Origin of the sequence: Cohnella fermenti (assembly GCF_004801405.1) — a bacterium.
GTDB classification, from domain to species: Bacteria; Bacillota; Bacilli; order Paenibacillales; family Paenibacillaceae; genus Cohnella; species Cohnella fermenti.
In genome coordinates, this window is sequence record NZ_SSOB01000006.1 from 155,445 (window position 1) to 174,684 (window position 19,240).

The 19,240-nt window shown below is 49.9% G+C and carries 20 protein-coding genes and 1 pseudogene; 7 read left to right on the forward strand and 14 right to left on the reverse strand.

Annotation, left to right across the window (positions count from 1 at the left end):
* The first annotated feature begins 288 nt into the window (after positions 1-288).
* From E6C55_RS06465 to E6C55_RS35325, 3 genes are all read left to right on the forward strand, one after another.
* Positions 289-2,634 carry a helix-turn-helix domain-containing protein gene (locus tag E6C55_RS06465; RefSeq protein WP_168735493.1) on the forward strand — a complete coding sequence of 782 codons (2,346 nt, stop codon included), beginning with the start codon at positions 289-291 and terminating at the stop codon, positions 2,632-2,634.
* A gap of 458 nt (positions 2,635-3,092) precedes the next feature.
* The gene (locus tag E6C55_RS06470) at positions 3,093-3,281 is read left to right on the forward strand and encodes a cupin domain-containing protein (RefSeq protein WP_136368967.1); all 189 of its coding nucleotides are present in this window, start codon (positions 3,093-3,095) and stop codon (positions 3,279-3,281) included.
* A 20-nt stretch (positions 3,282-3,301) separates the two neighbouring features.
* Positions 3,302-3,445 (forward strand): helix-turn-helix domain-containing protein, encoded by a 144-nt coding sequence (locus tag E6C55_RS35325; protein WP_407923691.1) that lies wholly within the window; start codon positions 3,302-3,304, stop codon positions 3,443-3,445.
* Positions 3,446-3,798: 353 nt separating this feature from the next.
* On the opposite strand, the gene E6C55_RS06480 is transcribed toward E6C55_RS35325, so the two are convergent.
* Entirely contained in the window at positions 3,799-4,113 is a 315-nt protein-coding gene (locus E6C55_RS06480) for a hypothetical protein (protein WP_136368969.1), read from the reverse strand.
* A 114-nt stretch (positions 4,114-4,227) separates the two neighbouring features.
* Positions 4,228-5,622 (reverse strand): catalase, encoded by a 1,395-nt coding sequence (locus E6C55_RS06485; protein ID WP_136368970.1) that lies wholly within the window; start codon positions 5,620-5,622, stop codon positions 4,228-4,230.
* Positions 5,623-5,983: 361 nt separating this feature from the next.
* Between E6C55_RS06485 and E6C55_RS06490 the strand changes: the two genes are divergently transcribed.
* Together E6C55_RS06490 and E6C55_RS06495 are read left to right on the forward strand one after the other, a co-directional pair.
* Complete coding sequence (locus E6C55_RS06490) at positions 5,984-6,274, forward strand: transposase (RefSeq protein WP_136368971.1); 291 nt, start codon at positions 5,984-5,986, stop codon at positions 6,272-6,274.
* Positions 6,275-6,297: 23 nt separating this feature from the next.
* Positions 6,298-7,158 carry an IS3 family transposase gene (locus tag E6C55_RS06495; RefSeq protein ID WP_136368972.1) on the forward strand — a complete coding sequence of 287 codons (861 nt, stop codon included), beginning with the start codon at positions 6,298-6,300 and terminating at the stop codon, positions 7,156-7,158.
* 26 nt (positions 7,159-7,184) lie between these two features.
* Here E6C55_RS06495 and E6C55_RS06500 read toward each other — a convergent pair whose 3' ends face one another.
* Positions 7,185-7,568 (reverse strand): hypothetical protein, encoded by a 384-nt coding sequence (locus E6C55_RS06500; RefSeq protein ID WP_230986569.1) that lies wholly within the window; start codon positions 7,566-7,568, stop codon positions 7,185-7,187.
* Positions 7,569-7,820: 252 nt separating this feature from the next.
* Here E6C55_RS06500 and E6C55_RS35330 point away from each other — a divergent pair, with 252 nt between their 5' ends.
* Both E6C55_RS35330 and E6C55_RS06510 read left to right on the forward strand, forming a co-directional pair.
* Positions 7,821-8,021, forward strand: a complete 201-nt coding sequence (locus E6C55_RS35330) for a DUF6444 domain-containing protein (protein WP_168735494.1) — start codon at positions 7,821-7,823, stop codon at positions 8,019-8,021.
* Positions 8,002-8,601: an IS66 family transposase gene (locus tag E6C55_RS06510; RefSeq protein ID WP_168735495.1), complete on the forward strand. Its 600-nt coding sequence runs from the start codon at positions 8,002-8,004 to the stop codon at positions 8,599-8,601. Before E6C55_RS35330 ends, E6C55_RS06510 begins: the two co-directional genes overlap by 20 nt.
* A gap of 341 nt (positions 8,602-8,942) precedes the next feature.
* Here the strand turns inward: E6C55_RS06510 and E6C55_RS06515 are convergent, their stop codons facing one another.
* From E6C55_RS06515 to E6C55_RS06560, 11 genes and pseudogenes are all read right to left on the reverse strand, one after another.
* Positions 8,943-9,365 (reverse strand): hypothetical protein, encoded by a 423-nt coding sequence (locus E6C55_RS06515; RefSeq protein ID WP_136368974.1) that lies wholly within the window; start codon positions 9,363-9,365, stop codon positions 8,943-8,945.
* A gap of 22 nt (positions 9,366-9,387) precedes the next feature.
* Positions 9,388-10,062 (reverse strand): transposase, encoded by a 675-nt coding sequence (locus E6C55_RS06520; protein ID WP_136368975.1) that lies wholly within the window; start codon positions 10,060-10,062, stop codon positions 9,388-9,390.
* A gap of 746 nt (positions 10,063-10,808) precedes the next feature.
* A complete protein-coding gene (locus E6C55_RS06525; protein WP_136368976.1) occupies positions 10,809-11,552 on the reverse strand; it encodes an RHS repeat-associated core domain-containing protein in 744 nt (247 codons plus the stop codon).
* 108 nt (positions 11,553-11,660) lie between these two features.
* Positions 11,661-12,288: pseudogene (locus tag E6C55_RS35600) on the reverse strand (hypothetical protein); the annotation flags it as partial.
* 359 nt (positions 12,289-12,647) lie between these two features.
* The gene (locus tag E6C55_RS06535; protein ID WP_136369037.1) at positions 12,648-13,265 is read right to left on the reverse strand and encodes a group II intron maturase-specific domain-containing protein; all 618 of its coding nucleotides are present in this window, start codon (positions 13,263-13,265) and stop codon (positions 12,648-12,650) included.
* Between the two features lie 103 nt (positions 13,266-13,368).
* Positions 13,369-14,382, reverse strand: a complete 1,014-nt coding sequence (locus E6C55_RS06540) for a site-specific integrase (RefSeq protein WP_230986571.1) — start codon at positions 14,380-14,382, stop codon at positions 13,369-13,371.
* A 166-nt stretch (positions 14,383-14,548) separates the two neighbouring features.
* Entirely contained in the window at positions 14,549-15,289 is a 741-nt protein-coding gene (gene istB / locus E6C55_RS06545; protein WP_230986572.1) for an IS21-like element helper ATPase IstB, read from the reverse strand.
* Entirely contained in the window at positions 15,289-16,770 is a 1,482-nt protein-coding gene (gene istA, locus E6C55_RS06550) for an IS21 family transposase (RefSeq protein ID WP_136368978.1), read from the reverse strand. Before istA ends, istB begins: the two co-directional genes overlap by 1 nt.
* A 134-nt stretch (positions 16,771-16,904) precedes the next feature.
* Positions 16,905-17,906, reverse strand: coding sequence for a tyrosine-type recombinase/integrase (locus E6C55_RS06555; RefSeq protein ID WP_136368979.1), 1,002 nt, complete (start codon positions 17,904-17,906; stop codon positions 16,905-16,907).
* Positions 17,899-18,078, reverse strand: a complete 180-nt coding sequence (locus E6C55_RS35335; protein ID WP_211093534.1) for a tyrosine-type recombinase/integrase — start codon at positions 18,076-18,078, stop codon at positions 17,899-17,901. The genes E6C55_RS06555 and E6C55_RS35335 overlap by 8 nt, the downstream gene beginning before the upstream one ends.
* The gene (locus E6C55_RS06560) at positions 18,050-19,138 is read right to left on the reverse strand and encodes a tyrosine-type recombinase/integrase (protein WP_211093535.1); all 1,089 of its coding nucleotides are present in this window, start codon (positions 19,136-19,138) and stop codon (positions 18,050-18,052) included. The genes E6C55_RS35335 and E6C55_RS06560 overlap by 29 nt, the downstream gene beginning before the upstream one ends.
* Positions 19,139-19,240 lie beyond the last annotated feature (102 nt).

Here is a 19,240-nt window from a genome sequence, read left to right on the forward strand (position 1 = left end):
GTATCCGAGCTGGCCGCCGGCAGATAGTTCAAAAAGGCCGAAACCGTTCAAACCGCCGGTGCAAATCGACGATCAACGTTCACGGCCTTGCGGCGGCGCAGGTTCAATAACTCCGTATTTGTTCAAACTGCCTCCGGGAGGCCGAATGCTGCGGTTCGAATTTGCGATTGACGTTTACATTTGCGGAAATCCCCGCCTTCCGCACTCAATCGAAAACATTTTCATGTATACTCGAATTACATGACAGCCTTCGGCCTGAAGGCTTGTCCTAACGAAGCAGGTGACGCCATGAACAAGTTTGTGCCCAACTTCCGCTCCTACTTCACCAACCTTTTTGTCAAAATCACCTTTCTCGCTTCGTTAATCGTTCTGATCTTGACCCTGCTGATGCTCTATACGTTCAAGTCCGCCGCCTTGAACTTGCTCGGCGAGAACAACGAGAAGCTGATCGGCCGCCTGCTCGACAATGCCGTCCAGATGGATGAGGCGGCCAAGATCTATATGTATTCGCTGTTCCGCAATCCCAGCGTGACCGAACTCATGTACGACGATCAGCCTTCGGTGCTCGATCAGTTGACCAGCATCCGCGCGTTGGACGCTTCCTACAACAGCACGCCGTTCCTGCATTCGATCTACATCTATAACGGGCGTTCGGATACGTACTACAGCATCGGCAAGCAGGACTTCATCCGCAAGGGCGAATTCGAGGATCGGGACGTTGTGAGCCTGCTCCAACAATCGCGCAGCGCCGGCAGCATGAGCATGCCGATTCCGCGGACGCTGCCGGACGCCGACTCGGGGGCGACGCAGGTCCGGGTATACACGTACCTCTTGTCGGAATATTATTTGAACGGCCAAATCAAGAATGCGGTGGTCATCAATGTTCGCGCGGACTGGATTCTCCAGTCCATCCGGCAGGGGGAGCAACAGGATTCGCTGACCGGCAGCCTTGTTCTGCTGAACGGACAAGGGCAGGTGATCGGCCAATCGGCCGGCGATTCGGAATGGCAGGGGAGCGAGCAGGAGCCCTATATCCGACAGATTCGCCAATCCGAGAAGACGTCCGGCTACTTCCTGTCCGACGTCAACGGGCAGAAGTCGTTTATCTCCTTCTCCCGATCTCCGTCCCCGGAATGGACATTGATCAACCTGACCCCTTACCGGCATATACAGGACAAACTGCGCAGCATCGAATATTTTACGGCGATTATCGGTGCCATTACGCTTCTGCTCTGCCTGCTGACGACCTTCCTGCTGTCTCGCAATTTGTACTCGCCGATTCGCAGCTTGTACATGCAGACCGTGCAGCTTAAACGGCGTTCCTCCGATTCGTTGTCCGGGGCATCCGGCAGCGAGGTCGAATTCATCGCGGATTCGCTTCTCGGCTCGCTGCATAAGCTGGAGCGTCTCGAATCGTTCCGCAACAGCAACCTGACCAAGCTGAAGCAGAGTGAATTGCGAAGCTGGCTGTTCGGCAAATATCCGGTTGACCGCAACATCGAAGAACAATTCGCCCAGCATGCCGTCAAGCTGAAGCCTTTCGAGGGACAACTGGCCATCCTGTTCCGGATCGACCGATTCGACGAGTTCGAGCTCCGGTTCCACGAGCGGGACCGTTCGCTGCTCAAGTATGCGCTGCTGAATATTGCCGACGAGACGTTCGGCGCCCGCTATCGATGCGAATCGATCGACGCGGGCAGCGATCATATCGTCACCGTCCTGAACCTGGAATTCACCGGCGACGAACCGCCCGAGCTGCCGCAAGTCGTGCAGGCCGCACGCAGCGTACGGGACTTCTATTCGAACTACATCGGCTTGTCCTTGTCGGTGTTCGTCAGCTCCGGCGGCGAGAGCATTCGCAAGCTGCCTCAGCTCTACGAGCAATTGACGGGCATGATGGCCAATCGGCTTGTGCTTGGACACGGCTGCACGGCGACGCCAGGCGATATTCGCAGCCTGGAGCTGCGCGCAGAGCCGATCGACTACGCCTTGATCGACAAGCTGACGGAGGCACTCAAGCAGACCAAGCCGGAGGAAGCGGCGGGCTGCCTGCGCGTCATCATCGACGAGCTCAGAACGAGGAATCCCGACAGCATCCTGTACTCGCTGTCTTACTTGTCCCTGTCGCTGTTCCAGACCGTACAACTGATCGAAGCGAACAAGAGAATCGCCTTCGATCTGGACTTCTCCTCCTTCGAACGGCTCAAATCGCTGGAGACGCTGGACCAGATCGAGGAGCAGACGGAGCTGCTGATCCGCGGCATCGCGGCCCGAATGAACAACGAGAAGAACCACAAGATGGAGCACGTCATCCAGCACGCCGAGCGCTTCGTGGAGGAGAATTACATGAATCCCGCGCTCTCGGCCACGTATGTGGCCGATACCTTGCATCTGTCCGCCGCTTATCTGAACAAGACGTTCCGGGAGCATAAGCTCTATTCGCTGTCGGAGTTCATTACGGAGGTGCGTATTGCCAGAGCCAAGCAACTGCTGGAGGAGACATCGTGGGGAATCGAGGATATCATCGAGCGGATCGGGTGGGAGAACAAGAAGTACTTCTATGTTGTCTTCAAGAAGAGAACAGGCATTACGCCAGCCGAGTACCGGCTGAAGCGGTCGATCGCGGCTCCTTGAACGGCAAGAGCGCCCGCGAAGGCGCTCTCCTGCTTGGCATTATTCAGGGGCGGCGCACGGAACGAGCCGGCTCGAAGCCGAAGTCGGCCTTCATTCGTTCCATCGCGTACAGCGGCTTGAATTCATGGCCGGGCTGCCGATAGTAGGATACATCGACTTCGGCTCCGCGTTCCCGCAGATGAGGACCCAGCAGCTCCGCCGTCGGGACTCCCGCGCCAAGATCCGGGCCTGCCAGATTGTAAGCCGTACACGAACGGCGGCTCGCCGTAGTCCGCTCGATGGCCTTCGGCGATCCACATCTCCGTACCGATGCTGATGCCCGAATATACGGTTTTAATTACAATCGAATTGTCGTCTGCCCGCGGACGGGGCACCTCCGTCAGCTCCGCTTTTTGGCCCAATTCCGCGACATCCAGCGCTCTCATCATCGTCATTTGCAGTCTTGGGAGGCGATTGGGATGAGGCACAACGCAGCCTATCTGGGAGATCATTACTTCAGAGACGGGGAAGCCTTCAGCATCGTTCAGTTTCCGGAACCGGACAGAGAGCGGATGCAGTTTCATACCCACGATTTTGTGGAGATCTGCTATGTCTGCTCCGGCTCCGGTTATCACGTAATGAACAACCTATCCGCCGCAGAAGAATAGAGCATGCCTGCAGACTGATGATGGCGGACACAAACGCGCCCTTGATCCGGATTGCCCATGAGGCGGGCTATGCCGACTACAAAGCGTTCTACCTTGCATTCAAGAAAGCAACGGGCTGTTCCCCGCACCAATATAAGCTCCTCCATTCCTCACGAAGCCGTTGAAGCTCGAGTGCAGGCAAGAGCGCCCCCTGGTCCGGGGGCTTTGGCGATTTACTTTTGCGTTACTTTGCGATTTTATGTGAATTTTCACATTCATCGCCTTGAATTGGAGGCAATCGCAGCGTTTTATGTGATTTTTAGCATACATCCAGCAACTCGGGCCGGAATTTCCTCCATGTATGCTATTTTTCACATATAATCACCCAAACCACCCATTATCGTGCTGCGCCAATGTGATTTTTCACATAAAATCCGTCATCCAACACCGTCGGCCGCCCCCCACCCCATCTATCGGCCCCCCACCCAAGCTAGAACGTCAGCGCACCAGGTGTTTGACCGTCATATCCGATGATTTATCAAGCCAACATATCTTCGTCATAGATATGGAGCAGAGAAATGCGCAGCTTGGATAATTCATTCATAAATCTATCACTGTAGCTATCATACTTGGCTTCTAATACCATAGAGCTATAAAGGTAGAATAATTTCCCGGCCATCGAACGGCTCAATACCTTCGAATCGTGTATTTTATTTTTATACTCGTCCAGCCTCTCATATAAAATTCTGAACGTATCCGGATTTATTATTTTTTGAGGCCGTATATCAAATATTATTTGTTTGATCAGAACCGATATATCGTTTTCGATTTGCTCCAAATTATTATCGTCCATCGAACATCCCCCATTATCGCAGATGGATTAGTCTGCTTTGGAATCTGCTTTGGAATCCCCTTCCATCACATCCGATAGGAGGAATTATACAGGAAACCAACGGCAATACAACCGCTATCCCATCCCGTTGGTCCCGATTTGTCGGGCGACGCTCTCCCCCAGTTCTGGGCTCACTTGGGCCAGATAGCTTAACACCGCCTGCTGCAGCTCCGGCACGGCAGCGCCAAGATCGGAAGCAATGTTGTGGACCAAATGCGCCTGGAGATCAGGCGTCAACGAGTTGTAAAATTGCCTCGGCTGCGTGAAGTCATCCCCTTTGGGAGGTGCAGTGCGCTCAAGCCGCCCTGCCGCATAGCTGCCGGTGCCGCTTGTTACCTCGTCCGATGGCTTCCAGTTCGCCTGATGATTGATCGGGATGCTGCGGAAATCCGGTCCCAACCGGTAACGCTGTGAATCCGTATAAATATTGGCGCGGCCTTGAAGCACCCTGTCGAGCGAGAACTCGGCGCCCTCCAGCATATTGGACGGGGAAAAGGCCAGCTTCTCCACCTGATCTTTATAATTGTCGGGATTGCGGTTCAGCACCATCTTGCCGACCGGCAACAGCGGATACTGCCGCACATCCCACACCTTCGTATCGTCCAGCGGATCGAACGGCAGCGCAGCTTCATCCTGCGGGTTCATGAGCTGTACATATAGCCCGTATTCCACCGTCTTGCCTTGAGCAATCGTGTCATAGAGATCCTTGCCCGCATAATCCGGGTTCTCGCAGGCAAGCCGCGCCGCTTCCCGGCTATCGATATACTGCGCTCCGGCGAACGGAACCCAGTTGTACTTCACATAAGTACGGACACCTTGCCCATTTTTCCAAACATAAGTGCTCACACTGTAACCCGGAATGTGACGGAAGCTCTTGACCGTTCCCAGGTCGGAGTACAGTTGCAGCACGAAATGCGTCGCCTCCGGATTGTGCGCGTAGAAGCTCCAGAACCGATTGGGGTCCATCAAGTTGTTGACGGGCGACGGGTTGAAGGCGCTGACCGTCTCTACGAACCGCATGGGGTCCCGCACCGTAAACACGGGAAGATGGTTGCATATCAAGTCGAAGATGCCTTGCTCGGTATAAAATTTAGTCGAGAAGCCGCGAACATTGCGCAAAGTGTCCGGCGTCCCCCTGTTGCTGGCTGCCAGCGAGAATCGGACGGCAACGGGCACTTGCTGGCCCGGGTGCTGCAGGAAACAAAGCTTCGTATAAGCCGCCATCGAGTTGACCGTCTCGAAATAACCGAAGGCTCCGAAGCCCTTCACATGCAAAGGGCGCTCTCGTATGGTCCCATGGATAAACGTTTCGTTTTTCTCGTGCAGCATGGTGTCTTGTTCCACAATCGGGCCGCGCTCTCCTACCGTCTGCGAGTATCGCTCCGACCGCGGACCGCCTGTCCATTGCGAAGGAGCGGCGCCTTGCCAGCCTTGATTGGTTGTCTGATTGCGGCCGTTCTTGTCGTCCATTCCCCAGCCTCCCCTATCTGCATTCTCACCCATATGTATGCATGTCTATAGGGGGTTATGATCCCGCACCTTGTTAAGGTTGCATACTAGCATGCCTCGCCGGGCATAACGCTTGTCGGAACAAGAGTCCGCTCCGAGACAACCTACCTATTCACGAATCGGAAGGAATGAGTTTGTCCGCTTCTCGCAAGTTGTTGGCTCCAAAGGCCCATATGTCTTTATGGATTGCCTCCAATCGCGCCTTTCCCAAAAGCTTCAGGACCATGGAAGGATTCGGGGGTATGGAGTGCTACGATAAAGGTGCAGTCGAAAAACGCCCTCATATGAAATAAAATGAAAGCTAACGAGGGGACGGGAGACAATGAAACGGTACGACAAAGCATTCAAAGAAGAAGCAGTCAGATTAAGCGATGAGATTGGACTGCAAAAGGCTGCCGAGCAGTTAGGCGTAGCCTACTACACCTTACAAGGATGGAGAAAGCAACGAACCCTGCATGGCGACGGCGCGCATATCGGGAGCGGACGGGCTTATGCATCCGCCGATAAGACGGCGCGGGAAATTGAACTGGAGAGAGAAAACAGTGAACTGCGCCGCGCGAATGAAATCCTCAAGGACGCACTCGGTTTTTTCGCAAAAGACCGGAAGCGGTAAAGGCATGCCAACTCTATGCGTACATCCGTGAACGACGAGATCGATGGACCGTCAAGGAGATGTGCGAAGCGCTTGCAGTCAGCGAGTCAGGCTATTACCGTAGCCTAAAGCCCGCCCCCATGCAGGAGAGACAGCAACGGCTTCTGGTTAGCATGAAAGCCATTATCAGCGAACATGAGGACAATCGGAATTACGGTACCCGGCGCATGCTGCTGGCGCTGTCGCAAATAGACATCCACACCAGCTACAGCACCGTCTATCGCCTCATGAAGAAGCACGGGCTGCTGCAGAAAGCGAAGCGTCACCCGAACGGTATTACACGCGAGGATGCCGCAGCTCAAAAGAGCGAGAACCTGATCCACAGAGACTTCAGCGCCTCGGCACCGAATCAAAAGTGGCTATCGGATATCACCGAAGTTCCTTGTTCAGATGGCAAGCTCTATCTGTCCGCGGTGCTGGATTGTTACAACGGAGAGATCGTCGGCCTTGCCATGGACGACAACATGCGCAAGGAGCTCTGCATCCAAGCCTTTGAGAACGCGTGCAAGGCAAGAAACGCGCGCGGCATGATTTATCACAGCGATCGCGGCAGCCAATTCACAAGCCAGGCATTCCGAGCGTGTCTGGCCAAACGCGGTGCCATTCAAAGCATGAGCGGCACAGGGCGCTGCGATGATAACGCAAGAATGGAAAGCTTCTTTGCTACGCTAAAGAAAGAAAAGCTGTACAAGATCAAAACGGAACACTACCCGATGTCGCAGATCAAATCGATCATCTTCAGATACATCATGGTCTACTACAACAGGCGGCGGATCTACACCACGAATCCTGGGGGCTGGCCCCCAACGATTTATCGTGAAAGAATGCTGTCACAAGTAGCGTAGCAACAGGTTTCTTCATGAGGGTGTTTTCAAACTGCACTTTTCTTGACAACTCCATACTTCTGCAAATCGCCTTTTACTAAGTCTAGAGCAACCGCCAACTTAATTTGATTCATTTTACTCAGTCCTTTTTTATACTCATTAATCGGCTGAGAACTAACAAGAGGTTCCGACTGAGCATCATGCCTTGTAATTTCAACTCTAAGCACTAGTTCACCATCTATCAAGATTGTATATATATCTTCTTCTTGCTCTGGTATCCAATTCAATACATAAGCAGTCCTTAAATTGGGGTTAAACTTTTTTATCGCAGATAGCAGTTGTATTTTCCCTACTTCCTCAAATAGAGATTTGTTAGAAAGAATTAAACTCTGTCTAAATTCCTGTTCTGTTTTACTACCACTGAGTTTCAAATCGTCACTCTCCCTTAATTAATCAATCCAGCTGTCGCTGTAACTAAGTTCCCATACTTATCCATAAGAATCGTCATTGTTAAAGTAGGTAAGAAATTATTGAATTTATCTAGTCCAATTGGATTGTTGAGATTAATTGTAACTGCTCAGCCCTCTGAAAAGCGCCAAAAAAAGATACATCCAAATAAATGAAACTGGCCCATGATGTCGAATAAGGGTTTAGAAGGCCGAATTGGGACGGGAGATGCGAACATGGAGATGACACCCGAGCAAGTCATGAAGATCTGCAAAGGCGATGAAGAAATTGCGGTCTTCTTCCATGCGCTTCTGGCGAATATCACCACGCTTGAAAAGCGGATTCAGGAGTTGGAGCGACGACTCGGGCAGAACAGTTCCAACAGCAACAAGCCGCCTTCAAGCGCATTGGCTGAGCATGAGCGAGCATCCGGATGAAGTGATTACCTATGAGATCAAGCATCACAGAGAAGCGCTTCTTCAGAGCGGTCTCCCGTGTATGCCGTGGGAAGACCTCGCTGCATTTGAAGACCGATATCGGACGCTGATTCGCATCGGACTCGCGGAAAATCTGCAGCCACCGTCGCCGATCGAGAAGAAAAAGGGGAAGGGGAAGCAGACCAAAACCAAAAACTTGCTCGACCGCCTCCACCTCCATCAAGAGGCGACGCTGGCTTTTATGCATGATTTCCGGGTGCCTTTTACCAACAATGAAGCCGAGCGGGCCATTCGGATGATTAAGAATCAGCAGAAAGTATCGGGCTCCTTCCGCAGCGAAGAAGGGGCAAAGTCCTTCGCTCGTATCCGCGGGTTCGTCTCCACTCTCCGCAAACAGGGGCGTCCTGTTCTAAACACGCTACGGAACATCTTTGACGGGATATCGGTGATTGCTATTGTGGTGACTACTTTTTACCACATGGAACGCGCTTTGTCTCTATTCTTTTTTGATTTTACAGTTTACTGGAAGCGAATTTACTCATTTATAGCAGTCAATTATATTCCCTTCATTGCTCCATAAACAGCATAAAGATAAAAAATAAATATTCCAATACATACACAAACGTAAGATAGATTCAAAATGAGCGATACAAGAAACATCTTTTTGGTAATTTCCCGTTTCATTCTATTATTTATTCCTTTTGTGGTTGCGATAAGCGATAACACAAAACAAACAAATTGAATTAAAACAAGAATTAATACTACAATTTGTTCAGCAGTTGAAACTCTATTTGAAATGATTCTATTTGAGATCACCTGTAAGACTGCTGCTGTGGTAATAAGGGCTATCCAACTTATTGTTCCAATTATAAGTATTGATTTATTTTTCAGTGAACACCACTCCTTAATAATACGATTTCATTAATTTCCTGAAGCCTTAAGTGCTGCCGCCTTTAGTGTTACCCAGAACTTGGTCCATCCTGGAGTTGTATCATAGGAAGCATTTCCGAGTATATAGTAAGGTATAACATCATTATAAGCATGTAGAGCAAAATCAGACGGAGGAGAAAAATTGTATGTTCCAACATTGGTTATGTCTCGTACCAGTGTACCATCAGAATAATAAACTGCTTCTAAATGTCCATCAGCAGAAGTATATTTTAAATTCCCTTCATTACCTATTCCTAATTGATGATATACGGACTCTGATGGTTTGAGCTTTATCCATCCCATTTTAATTGCTTCTTGCTCAGTGCTTGGAGCACTATTTAATACATTTCGCGAATAATGTAGCGCAATTACATAAGGTAATGGGTCATTCAAATTCATATAAAGTTCTCTCATGACATCATCTCGATATTGAGAGCTAGCATAGCTTGCTTTGGTAGTACGCCAGCAATGCCGGGTTTCTCGGCTCTCTCTTGCCTTTCGTCACCGCCAGTTGCCTGATGGCCAAGTCGTAGAACAACCCATGCAAGTGACGATCGCCCAGCTTGCTCTTCTTCACGTCCTCTCGACTCCCGGAGCTGTTCTCGTAGGGCGCGATTCCTGCATACTTCGCCAATTTATCCGCGTTCTTGAAGCATCTGATATCCCCAATTCGTGCGATGAAGTCCGCCGCTGTCACAAGATCGATGCCTGTCATGGATTCTAACTTATAATCGAAGGTACTCATCAGGCTCTGGAGGTGGTCTTCCACCAGTGCAACTTCCTTCTTCAGGAAGTCAACCTGCCGAACATAGCTGACAATCATCGCGTCCTTCACCGCCTGATTCCCACCTGTCGTGTCTCCATCCGACTCTATACAGCCGACTATTTCTCTTGCCTTCCCGAGTGATAAACAGTTATTGCTCTGTTTCCGGAGAAATTCCGCCAATTCCTCTACCGCCACTCCCTTCAAGCCATGAGGAGACGGGTACTCCTTCCAGAAGGCCAATGCTGTCTTCCCCGTGAGATCGGTGAAAAACTTCTTGTAGCTCGGATAGTGATAGCTTAGTTCATTGTGGAGCTGCTTCTTCGTCTTCGTCAGTTCGCCAACCAACGAGTCCCGCCGATTAACGCAATGCTTTAACGAGAAATAGACATCTTGGGGCTTTGCATCCGGTAGATCATCCAACTCGTCAAGCAGTATTTTCGCAACTATTCGAGCATCTCAATGGTCTGTTTTCTTGGGCTGTGGATTGCTTTTACGCTTGTCGTTCGCAAGCGAGGGGTTGACCGACTTCACCGAATACCCTTCGCCCGTTAGATAGATCGATAAGCCTCGACCATATCCGTTAACATCCTCCAGACCGAATACAGTGTTGCCGCTCACGTACTTTGTCGGTGCAATAATCACCGTCGTTGACGTGAGCGGCAACAATCTATCTCTTCAATTTCCTTACTTTTAGATTGTTTCTAATCCGAAAAACACAAACAATTAATAGTCCCGAATTAATGAGTAACAGACTCCAATATAAATAATGTGCATAATCATAGTAACCAAACAACCATACTCCACCCAATAATATAACAATTAAGACTATTAGGTAAATTAATACTAAGAATATAAAACACACTAATTCCGACAATGAATTTGGGGTTTGGACCATTATTAAAAGATAAGTCAATAACACTGATAAACCGGCTAGCGCAAGTAGAACAGTTAAGAATTTATTAGGATCATATTCCATTAATGACTGTCCCATATAGTCTAGCAATGTGATAAACTCAAGAAATTCATACAGGATACAAAATATCAACGACACGAATATCAAGAATTTAGTAATTGATCGTAACTTAATCATATCAAGCTCCCAACAGTATAGAGATATATGGCATATACTGCATTACCCTCATAGCATAATTATTTCCTAGTTGAATAGCCTCAGGATTTGACATTGACGAATTGTAGTATGGTATAACCTGTGACCAAGAACTATCAGAAGTAATATCAATACTATGGGTATCTGCCTTATCATATAAAACAAGTCCTATTGTAACAATATTAAACGTATTATCATTTGTAAGTTTCTTCGCTAAATTATAAGTGCCGTCTGGGAGTTCATCCTCCCATCCCATGTTTACCCATGCATTCCTAGCCGTACTTGGGAATATTGCCCCTAAACCTACGGAATGCTCAACCCCTCTTATTTTAGTATCATAGTTAAGGACATCGTCATCCATTTTTCGAGTAGCCTGTTCTCTGAATATAATTGCCCCAAGCAATGCTGGAGGAATATTGACTGCTCCTCCCACTGCGTTTATTGTTGAAGCGTTATTTACTACCGCACTTATAGGATCATTCATTATTGCAGAATACACCATTTTTGAATTACTAGACTCTTCGAAAAGCAAATCAACCAATTTGTTTTTGGCGTAAGTTACATCATCGACATATTTCGAACCGCCTACATCATGGAATACTTCCGTGTTACCGGTTCCGTAACATCCTCCTGCATGCGAGTATTTCCCATCAGCCGATGTACACCAGTGCCCCGTAGGATCAGCATAAATCAAAGGATTATTATGAACATACGTATAAAGATTCAAACTCAGCGGATTAGTGATCTGCCCCTCATACGTATCCTAGTTTATAAAGCGTAATTCCTGTTAACGTTAGGGCGGTGACTGCTTTCGCAATTCCTCCCCTTCATTGTATCACCCGGTATTGGGACTGGATACATTTGGAATGACATAGACCGCCTTTGTTCGCATCAAGTAGTGAATGATGTTCACCAGTTTCCGCATAATGCAGACAATTGCCTGCTGCTTCGTCTTCCCTGCCTTCAACTTCTGTTCATAGTATTGATGAAAATACGGGTTACGCGGCTCTTTCTTCGTCCGAGTTGCGAATATCTTGAACCAAACTTCGGACGATGAAATCCCGTTTGTCCTGAAAATCTAGCTTCGTATCCTCGTCCATCTCGACGAGTTCCTTAATTTGAACGGCTTTCTTAGTCGATAACCCATTATGACTCAACACACGAAGGAATTTGGCTAACTCTTCTTCCGTTGTCTCTTGCGAATGATGAGGTGACGGGAATCGCCACCAGAACACCAACTCCGTCTTGCCGTCCACCTCGGAGAAAAACTTCTTGTAGCTCGGGTAGTGATACCCCAGTTGTTGATGGAGCTTCTTCAATGTACCCGACAAATTCTTGGCTACCCAACGCCGTTGATTAACCAATTGACTAATCGCTCAATACAAATCAATGGGCTTTGCATCCGGTAAGAACGGCAACTCGTCCCGAAGAACCCGCGCTACATTCTCAGCATCCCAGGCATCCCCTAGTCTCGACCTACTGGTACGAATGTCAAATTTACTGAGCGTATCCACAGATCATCTATTATTTGGTGTTGAGGAAGACACAATCGAGAATAGGACTGGTCAAATTCAAAAGCTCTTTCTAAAATTGAGTGAATCAGGACGTGTTGCGTTAAATAATATTGGACAGGAACTGCTCAAGTTAGAACAACACTTGCAGGAAAAAGCTTAACCGCAATTGTCGAGGTTAGGCTTTTATTTATGAACAATTTCAAAAGTAGAGTGGGGGACTGGTATCCCAGTCCCCCCTGCATCAAACCGTACGTGAGGTTTTCCCTCATACGGCTTTCCGATGTTCTTCTTTCTTGTGCATGCGACAATTATCCGATTGCAACTCTCTGTAATCCCGACCACTTGGCTATTCTCGCAATTACCCGCATCTCGCCATGCTTGTTTCGCTTACGATGCTTCTTATTCCAGAATAGCGTCAACCTCACTCGAACATAAACGTCAATCTTCCTAAGTATGTTGCCTGAGAACGGGTCGAGACGGTAATAGTTCCTCCATCCTCTAATCATTGGATTGAGTTCCGCCACCATTTTCCCCATGCTCCAATACAGTCGATTGCGCGGTGCTGTTACTTCTTTAATCTTACCTCGCATACTCCGCATGGCTTTCTGAGATGGGTAACTCCTTAAACTATAGAATAAGCCGTACTTTCCCTTCACTCCGACTTTCTTGTGATGCATACCTAGGAAATCAAATCCAGCTTGATCGTTTGTAAGGTTGACCAGTCGTGACTTCGCTGTATTCATCTCAAGTTCTAACTTTCCACATACAGCTTTCAATACATGAATCGCTTCCAACGCGTGTGTTTGGGTTTTACAAAGGATCACAAGGTCATCCGCATATCGGACTAGGGCACCCAGATGCAAAAACTTCTTTTCCCATATTGTATCCAGGTAGTTGAGGTAAATGTTCGCAAGCAGCGGAGATATGACTCCGCCTTATGAGAAGTAACTCGTTATGCAAAGTAAACAGCACAAACCCAGGGAAGATCAGGGGGTAGCCTTAATTTACTTTGCATAATATCAGGTCAAGTTAAAGACTGGACAGCCACTCGATGAGGTCTTCGTCTTGGTTCCATTGGGGAAGCCCCTCCGCCACCATGTTGGGATAGGCCTGCTCCAACGCCTTTCGTTTTAACTCTGTATCTGCACGTGCATACACCTCCGTTGTCGCAATATCCACATGTCCGAGCAGGTCTCGAATGTAAATTAGATTTACCCCGACCTGTAATAAATGCATCGCTTTGGTGTGCCTCAATACATGAGGAGTCACCTTATCCGGAATGGCTGAAGAGACTGCACGCGCACGAGCAACATATTTATCCAAGATAAAGGCGACACCTTCCCGCGTCATCTTCCTGTGCTGGCGGTTACAAAAAAGCGGCCGGTCTTGCGCGCCATTGTGTAACAAGCGGTTCTCCGCCATATACTGCCGGAGTACGACCTCCGTGTTCGACATAATAGGGACATGCCTTGTCTTTCGTCCTTTGCCAGTCAGACTCAGAACTGGCGGCGGGTCTAAGCGAACGTCCCGGACACGAAGATCAACTAATTCCTGCACCCGTGCTCCCGTGTCGTACAAGACGGATAGCAGTGTCGCATCTCTGCGGCCTCCGGACGTTGCCGGATCGGGCTGCGCCAGGATGAGTTGCAACGAATCGGGGGTAAGATGGTTTACCGTCGGCTTTGGTGTCTTTTTCATTGGAATGGCGAGGATCTTCTGGTAGGTGACTAAACCGACAGGATGTTCCGTCTGTACATAGCGGAAAAACGCATGAATGCAAGCCAGACGTTGGTTCCGCGTAGAAATGCCGTTGTTTCTTTCCTCTTCGAGCCACTTTAGAAAGGCGAGAATGAGTGCTTCATCCACTTGCGCCAGGGTAAGCCGTTCAATCGAGAGTCCGTTCTGTTTGCAGTACGTGAGGAACAGCTTAAACGTATCGCGGTAGGAAGAAATCGTATTCGGACTCACGTTCCGCTGCCCTGGAAGATAAACGGATAAATACTGGGATAGCGCCTTGGCAAGGTCAGTCGGCTTCAGAACCATCGCCTCCCATAACCGGTATCACGTGGCCTGTGTTTTGTCAAGTAGAATTCCCTGGTTTGGTCATCGCTTTTTCCCTGGTCTAATCATCCACTTTTCCTTGGTGTAATCATCAAGAATTCCCTGGTTTAATCAATGGGATTCGCCACTGAATTTCCAGTTATATCGGTCATTTTTGGCGCATGAGCGCGTGCTTCAGGCGGTAGCTCTCCCCCTCGAATACAACGAGCTGCCCGTGGTGCGCCAACCGGTCTATCATGGCTGCCGCCATCTGGTCGTCCGTAAAAATGCTCCCCCATTTCGAGAACTCGAGATTGGTCGTCAGCACGAGGCTCCTGCGCTCATAACTCGACGTTATCACCTGAAACAGCAGTTGGGCTTCCTCTCGGTCCATCGGCAGGTAACCCCACTCGTCTATAATCACAAGCTCCGCCTTCTCCAAGTCTTTCATGGTTCGCTCTAACGTGCCTGCCCTTTTGCTCTCGCTCAGCCGCGTGACTAACGTCGCCGCCGTGAAGAAGCGCGTTATCATCCCCAACTCGCACGCTTTCACACCCAACGCAATCGCCAGATGCGTTTTTCCCGTGCCGACTGGACCGAACAGAACGAGATTTTTCTTGTCGCGGACAAACTGACACGAGGTCAGTTCGTCCGTGCCAAGCGTCGTCGGCAGACGTAGGGCGTGGAATTCATAGCCTTCCAGCGTCTTGCGAATCGGGAAGGCCGCTCGTTGGAACAAGCGGGCTTTACGAAGGCGCTCGCGGTGCTCCAGTTCTTCTCGGAACACCTGGTGCAGGAACTCTTCCTGCTTCGGAGTCGCCTCCAGATCGCACAGCCGCACGGCATTCTGGCTTAGAATCAGTTGTTTACAAAATTGAGAGATCTCACTCCGAATCTGGCTTCGGTCCATCATAGGCCTCCTGTCGGCATCGGCATCAGTGCGTCGTCGTACAACCGCATGTCCGGCCCTGGTGTCGCTGCCGTGTCCAATCCGTAGCCGGCAATCCGCGCGGCAATCATGGCGGTATTTGCCGAGATGCCGTCCGCTCTCCGGCGCACAATCGTCTCTTGCAGGCTCGTCACCGCAACGTCCAGGCCATAGCGTTCGGAGAGGTCCTTCACCATGCGCAGCGCCTGCCTGAGGCCACTGCGATCCAGATCGTCCATGTAGTCGCGCACGTCGTAGGACATCTGAGAACGCATCGTGCTGTTTTTCCACGCGCCAGGCTTGGCAATCAACGAATCGAGCATTGTCAGCCAGTCCACCGTGTCCGTGCGGACACTTCCGAACTGCCGAGGATGACGGGAGATGGCTTCCCCTGCAGCATCGAGCGGCTCCACGTAGTGGGCACCCACACGAACGACAATCTCTTCCTCGGCGTACATCGGTGACGAGGTATACGTATGCTTGCCATCGAGCACGAATTTGCCGTACCCGTTCGTCTTCAGATGCTCATACCGACAGGCTTCGAACGGAAGGCGAGGCAAGGCTCGAAAGGCACGGCGGTCCGCCTCGAAAAGCTCACAGATCGGCGTGTCCTTCTTGTAATGCTCGCGAAGGTTGTCCAGATCGCACATTTGCAGCAGATCTGTATTCCACTCCACGAGCGACGGAGCGGAAGGCAGTGGCACGAAGTAATTGCGGCGAACATAACCAACCTTATTCTCGACATTCCCCTTCTCGTGCCCGCTGGCCGGATTGCAGAAGGTAACCTCAAAGCCGAAGTGCGCTTGGAACCGCTGGAACAGTTGCGTCAACCTGACGGTATCGCCAATCCGTCTCCCTGCACCTGTGGCGTTGTCGAGCACCAGGCGTTGCGGCACACCGCCGACATGGTGGAACACATCCATAAGTCCCTGACAGAGGCATTCTGCCGTCTCGCCGAGGAAGCACTGAACGAAGGCAGCATTGCTCTGTGGGAAGGACACGACAAGGTAGCGACAAGCGCTACGGGTTCCGTTCAGGATCACGTCGCATTCCCCAAAGTCGGCTTGCGCCTCGCCTGGATGCCACACCAACGCCAAGAAGCCGTCTTTGCTCAGCTTATGTTTCTGCCGCATCTCACGGACGAAGCGAACAACGGTTGGATAGGAGCAATCGAAGTCGGCATGCTCTCGGCAGAGCCTGTCGTATACCCGCTGAGCCGTGTGGCGTTGTTTGTAACGGTTTTTCTCATCTGCCTTCAGCCAGTCCTCAATCGTCGCTTTGTACGGATCGAGCTTGGATACACGCGCTTCCGCTATCGGCGCTTTCGGAGAGAAGTCCTCCTGCCCCATATACTTACGAACGGTCTTCGGATCCATCCCCAGTTCCTTGGCGATCTGGTACGGCCCCATCTGTTGCAATTGCAGTTCTTTGATCCGGTGAATCTGCTCCATGCTCTTCGTCATCCTTTCTCCTCCTTGTTGCTGTACAAGGAGATTTATCGGCTCAGCGATGACGACGCAGGGGAGTTCCCTCACCAAGAGAATTTCCAATTCCGAGCCAGGAATTCCTGATGATCGGTACAGGGATTTCCTGTTGATCACATGAGGGAATTTCTATTGATCGAAACCTCCATTTCTATTTGATCATAAACAACGTGGCCGAAAGCATGCTCCACCTTTGCCGTAATATCCGGGTAGAGTTCCGCGGCTAGTCTCAAGTATTGGGATGTATCGCTAAACGAATGGTGTCCCAAGTATGTTTTAAGGACCGGCAGATAGGCGGTTAGATCCTTTCCTTCCAGAACCCAGCGGCGCAGGCAGTGAACGGCAAACGTATGGCGGAAGTCGTGGATGCGCGGTCCCTTTCCCCACCCGCCGTGGGAAATTCGAGCCCTCCATAAGAATTTTCGAAAGTTCTTGTACACGTTGTTGTGAGTGACCGCTTGTCCGTTCGGATTCGGGAAAAAATAGGCGTCGGCACCCGAAAACATATGAACCTGCTTCACATAGGCATGGCATCGCTGAAGAAGTTCTTGGGACAGAGGGACGAGCCTGTCCTTATTGAATTTCCCATCCCGAATGGTTAACACACCATCATCAAGGTTCACATCCTGCATTTTAAGATGAAGGGCCTCTGAAATCCGCAGACCACAGCCGTACAGCATACGAAACAAGAGCGGCATAATCCACTGTCTGTTGGGAACCTCGGGACGGTAATGACAAGCATCAGTTTGCCTAAAAAGCGCCGCGAGTTCCTCATTGCTGAATATATGTGGGATGTATCGGGGCTCCTTTGGCAAGGTATTTTTGGGAAGGACGTAAGCTTGGATGCCAAGCCGACTCATATACAACGCTAACTGCCGGACCACCACGACTCTGTTCCGGAGGGTTGCCTGGGCTTCACTGGGCCTCTTCTGGTTCCAGGCTTGAACGAGTTCTTTAGAGAGTACAGACTCGGTGCAGCCATACTCCAAACAGAATTGGTCGAATTTGTGCAGGGATCGGGCGCTACTGTCATATTTGTAGCCGAGCGACTGTTTTTGGCGGATCACTTCCCGAATGTAGGTTTGGAATGGACTGCTGTAGATGTATTCAGGCATGGGGGAGCACCCCCTCGGGGTTCAAGGCACACTCTCGCAGCATTTCTACGTCAACTTTCAGATAAACAGCTGTCGAGTCCGAACTCACATGCCCCAGTATGTCTGAGATGACGGACAATGGAGTATTCTCTTGAAGAAGGCGGCTAGCCAGCGTATGCCGTAAAGAATGCATACCTCTTTTCTTCTGGGGGCTTATTTGGAATCTTAGCTAGCTTCATGTATTTCTCAATGATCCGGTGCAGATGATGTTCGTCTGCAAAAGGCTCGAGCGGCGCAAGATGCCGTAAGAATACAAAGGGAGAATCCACTTTCGGACGCCCGTATTTGAGGTAGTCAATAATCGCCCAACCGACATCCGACAAAAGCGGTAAATGAAGCTCTCTCGAAGTCTTCGACTGCATAAGCGTGATGCGATTCTCTTGCCATTTCAGATTCTCCAGCTTCAGCCGTTTAAGGTCAATGGATCTTAGACCCAAGCGAGCAACGATGAGAATCATGGCATAATCCCGTTTTCCGGCTGGGTTGCCTCTGTCAATTGCCTCAAGCAATTTCGTCACATTTTCTGGTGACCAGACGGAAGGAATCCGGTTTTGTTTTCTCGCATTTATGGACGGGATAGCTTCAGTCAGATCCAGCAGATGAATCTGGTTGTTGTGAAGGAAACGAAGAAAAGAACGAAGCGCGCAAAGTTGTTGCTCGACCATCTTGTAACTGTATCCGAGAAGGGTGGTGATGTAGTCATTCAAGTTACCGACGGAGATAGCCGCACAGTCTTGAATACCCTTAGATTCCAGAAAGCTCAAAAATTTTTCAGAGGCTTTCCTGTAATGATGCTGTGTTGCCTTTGAATAATCTTTCATTTCGCAGTGCATGGAGTAGCGTTGGAGCATTTCTTCGTAAGCCGCGTTCTGTATTAGCTTCTTCTGCTTGTAATATCTGCGCAGAATGCAGCCATGCAGTTGGTAATCTCCAAGCATTCTAACTACCCGGGAGACGTTGATGATGGACTGTGTAAGGTTCCCGGCTTTTTCGAGTTCGAAATAATTGTACTCCCGTTCGAGAAAACGAAGTCCGGCCTCCTCGGAGAAGTGGTTGGTGCCTTCCGACTCCAAAAGGCTGGCAATTCGTCGCCACATTGATCTGTAGTACGTGATCGTTTGCTCGTTGTAGTGCAGACGATACAGTTCTTTCTCAAGTTGGATCGTTAACTCCCGAAAAGCTAAGACTTCCATGACGATACCCCCGAAATGTGTAGTGAGAAGCTTCTTCTCCTACTAAACATTTCGGAATATTATGCAAAGTAATCTGAAACAAATTCCTTTCCTGTCAAGGCT

Coding starts and splice junctions, on each gene's coding strand:
- E6C55_RS06540 (WP_230986571.1), bottom strand. CDS start 14,382: ATGGTTCTGAAGCCGACTGACCTTGCCAAGGCGCTATCCCAGTATTTA.
- E6C55_RS06515 (WP_136368974.1), bottom strand. CDS start 9,365: ATGAGAGAACTTTATATGAATTTGAATGACCCATTACCTTATGTAATT.
- E6C55_RS35330 (WP_168735494.1), top strand. CDS start 7,821: ATGGAGATGACACCCGAGCAAGTCATGAAGATCTGCAAAGGCGATGAA.
- E6C55_RS06510 (WP_168735495.1), top strand. CDS start 8,002: ATGAGCGAGCATCCGGATGAAGTGATTACCTATGAGATCAAGCATCAC.
- E6C55_RS06560 (WP_211093535.1), bottom strand. CDS start 19,138: ATGGAAGTCTTAGCTTTTCGGGAGTTAACGATCCAACTTGAGAAAGAA.
- E6C55_RS06470 (WP_136368967.1), top strand. CDS start 3,093: ATGAGGCACAACGCAGCCTATCTGGGAGATCATTACTTCAGAGACGGG.
- E6C55_RS06485 (WP_136368970.1), bottom strand. CDS start 5,622: ATGGACGACAAGAACGGCCGCAATCAGACAACCAATCAAGGCTGGCAA.
- E6C55_RS06490 (WP_136368971.1), top strand. CDS start 5,984: ATGAAACGGTACGACAAAGCATTCAAAGAAGAAGCAGTCAGATTAAGC.
- E6C55_RS06555 (WP_136368979.1), bottom strand. CDS start 17,906: ATGCCTGAATACATCTACAGCAGTCCATTCCAAACCTACATTCGGGAA.
- E6C55_RS06465 (WP_168735493.1), top strand. CDS start 289: ATGAACAAGTTTGTGCCCAACTTCCGCTCCTACTTCACCAACCTTTTT.
- E6C55_RS35335 (WP_211093534.1), bottom strand. CDS start 18,078: ATGCATTCTTTACGGCATACGCTGGCTAGCCGCCTTCTTCAAGAGAAT.
- istA (WP_136368978.1), bottom strand. CDS start 16,770: ATGACGAAGAGCATGGAGCAGATTCACCGGATCAAAGAACTGCAATTG.
- E6C55_RS06480 (WP_136368969.1), bottom strand. CDS start 4,113: ATGGACGATAATAATTTGGAGCAAATCGAAAACGATATATCGGTTCTG.
- E6C55_RS35325 (WP_407923691.1), top strand. CDS start 3,302: ATGGCGGACACAAACGCGCCCTTGATCCGGATTGCCCATGAGGCGGGC.
- istB (WP_230986572.1), bottom strand. CDS start 15,289: ATGGACCGAAGCCAGATTCGGAGTGAGATCTCTCAATTTTGTAAACAA.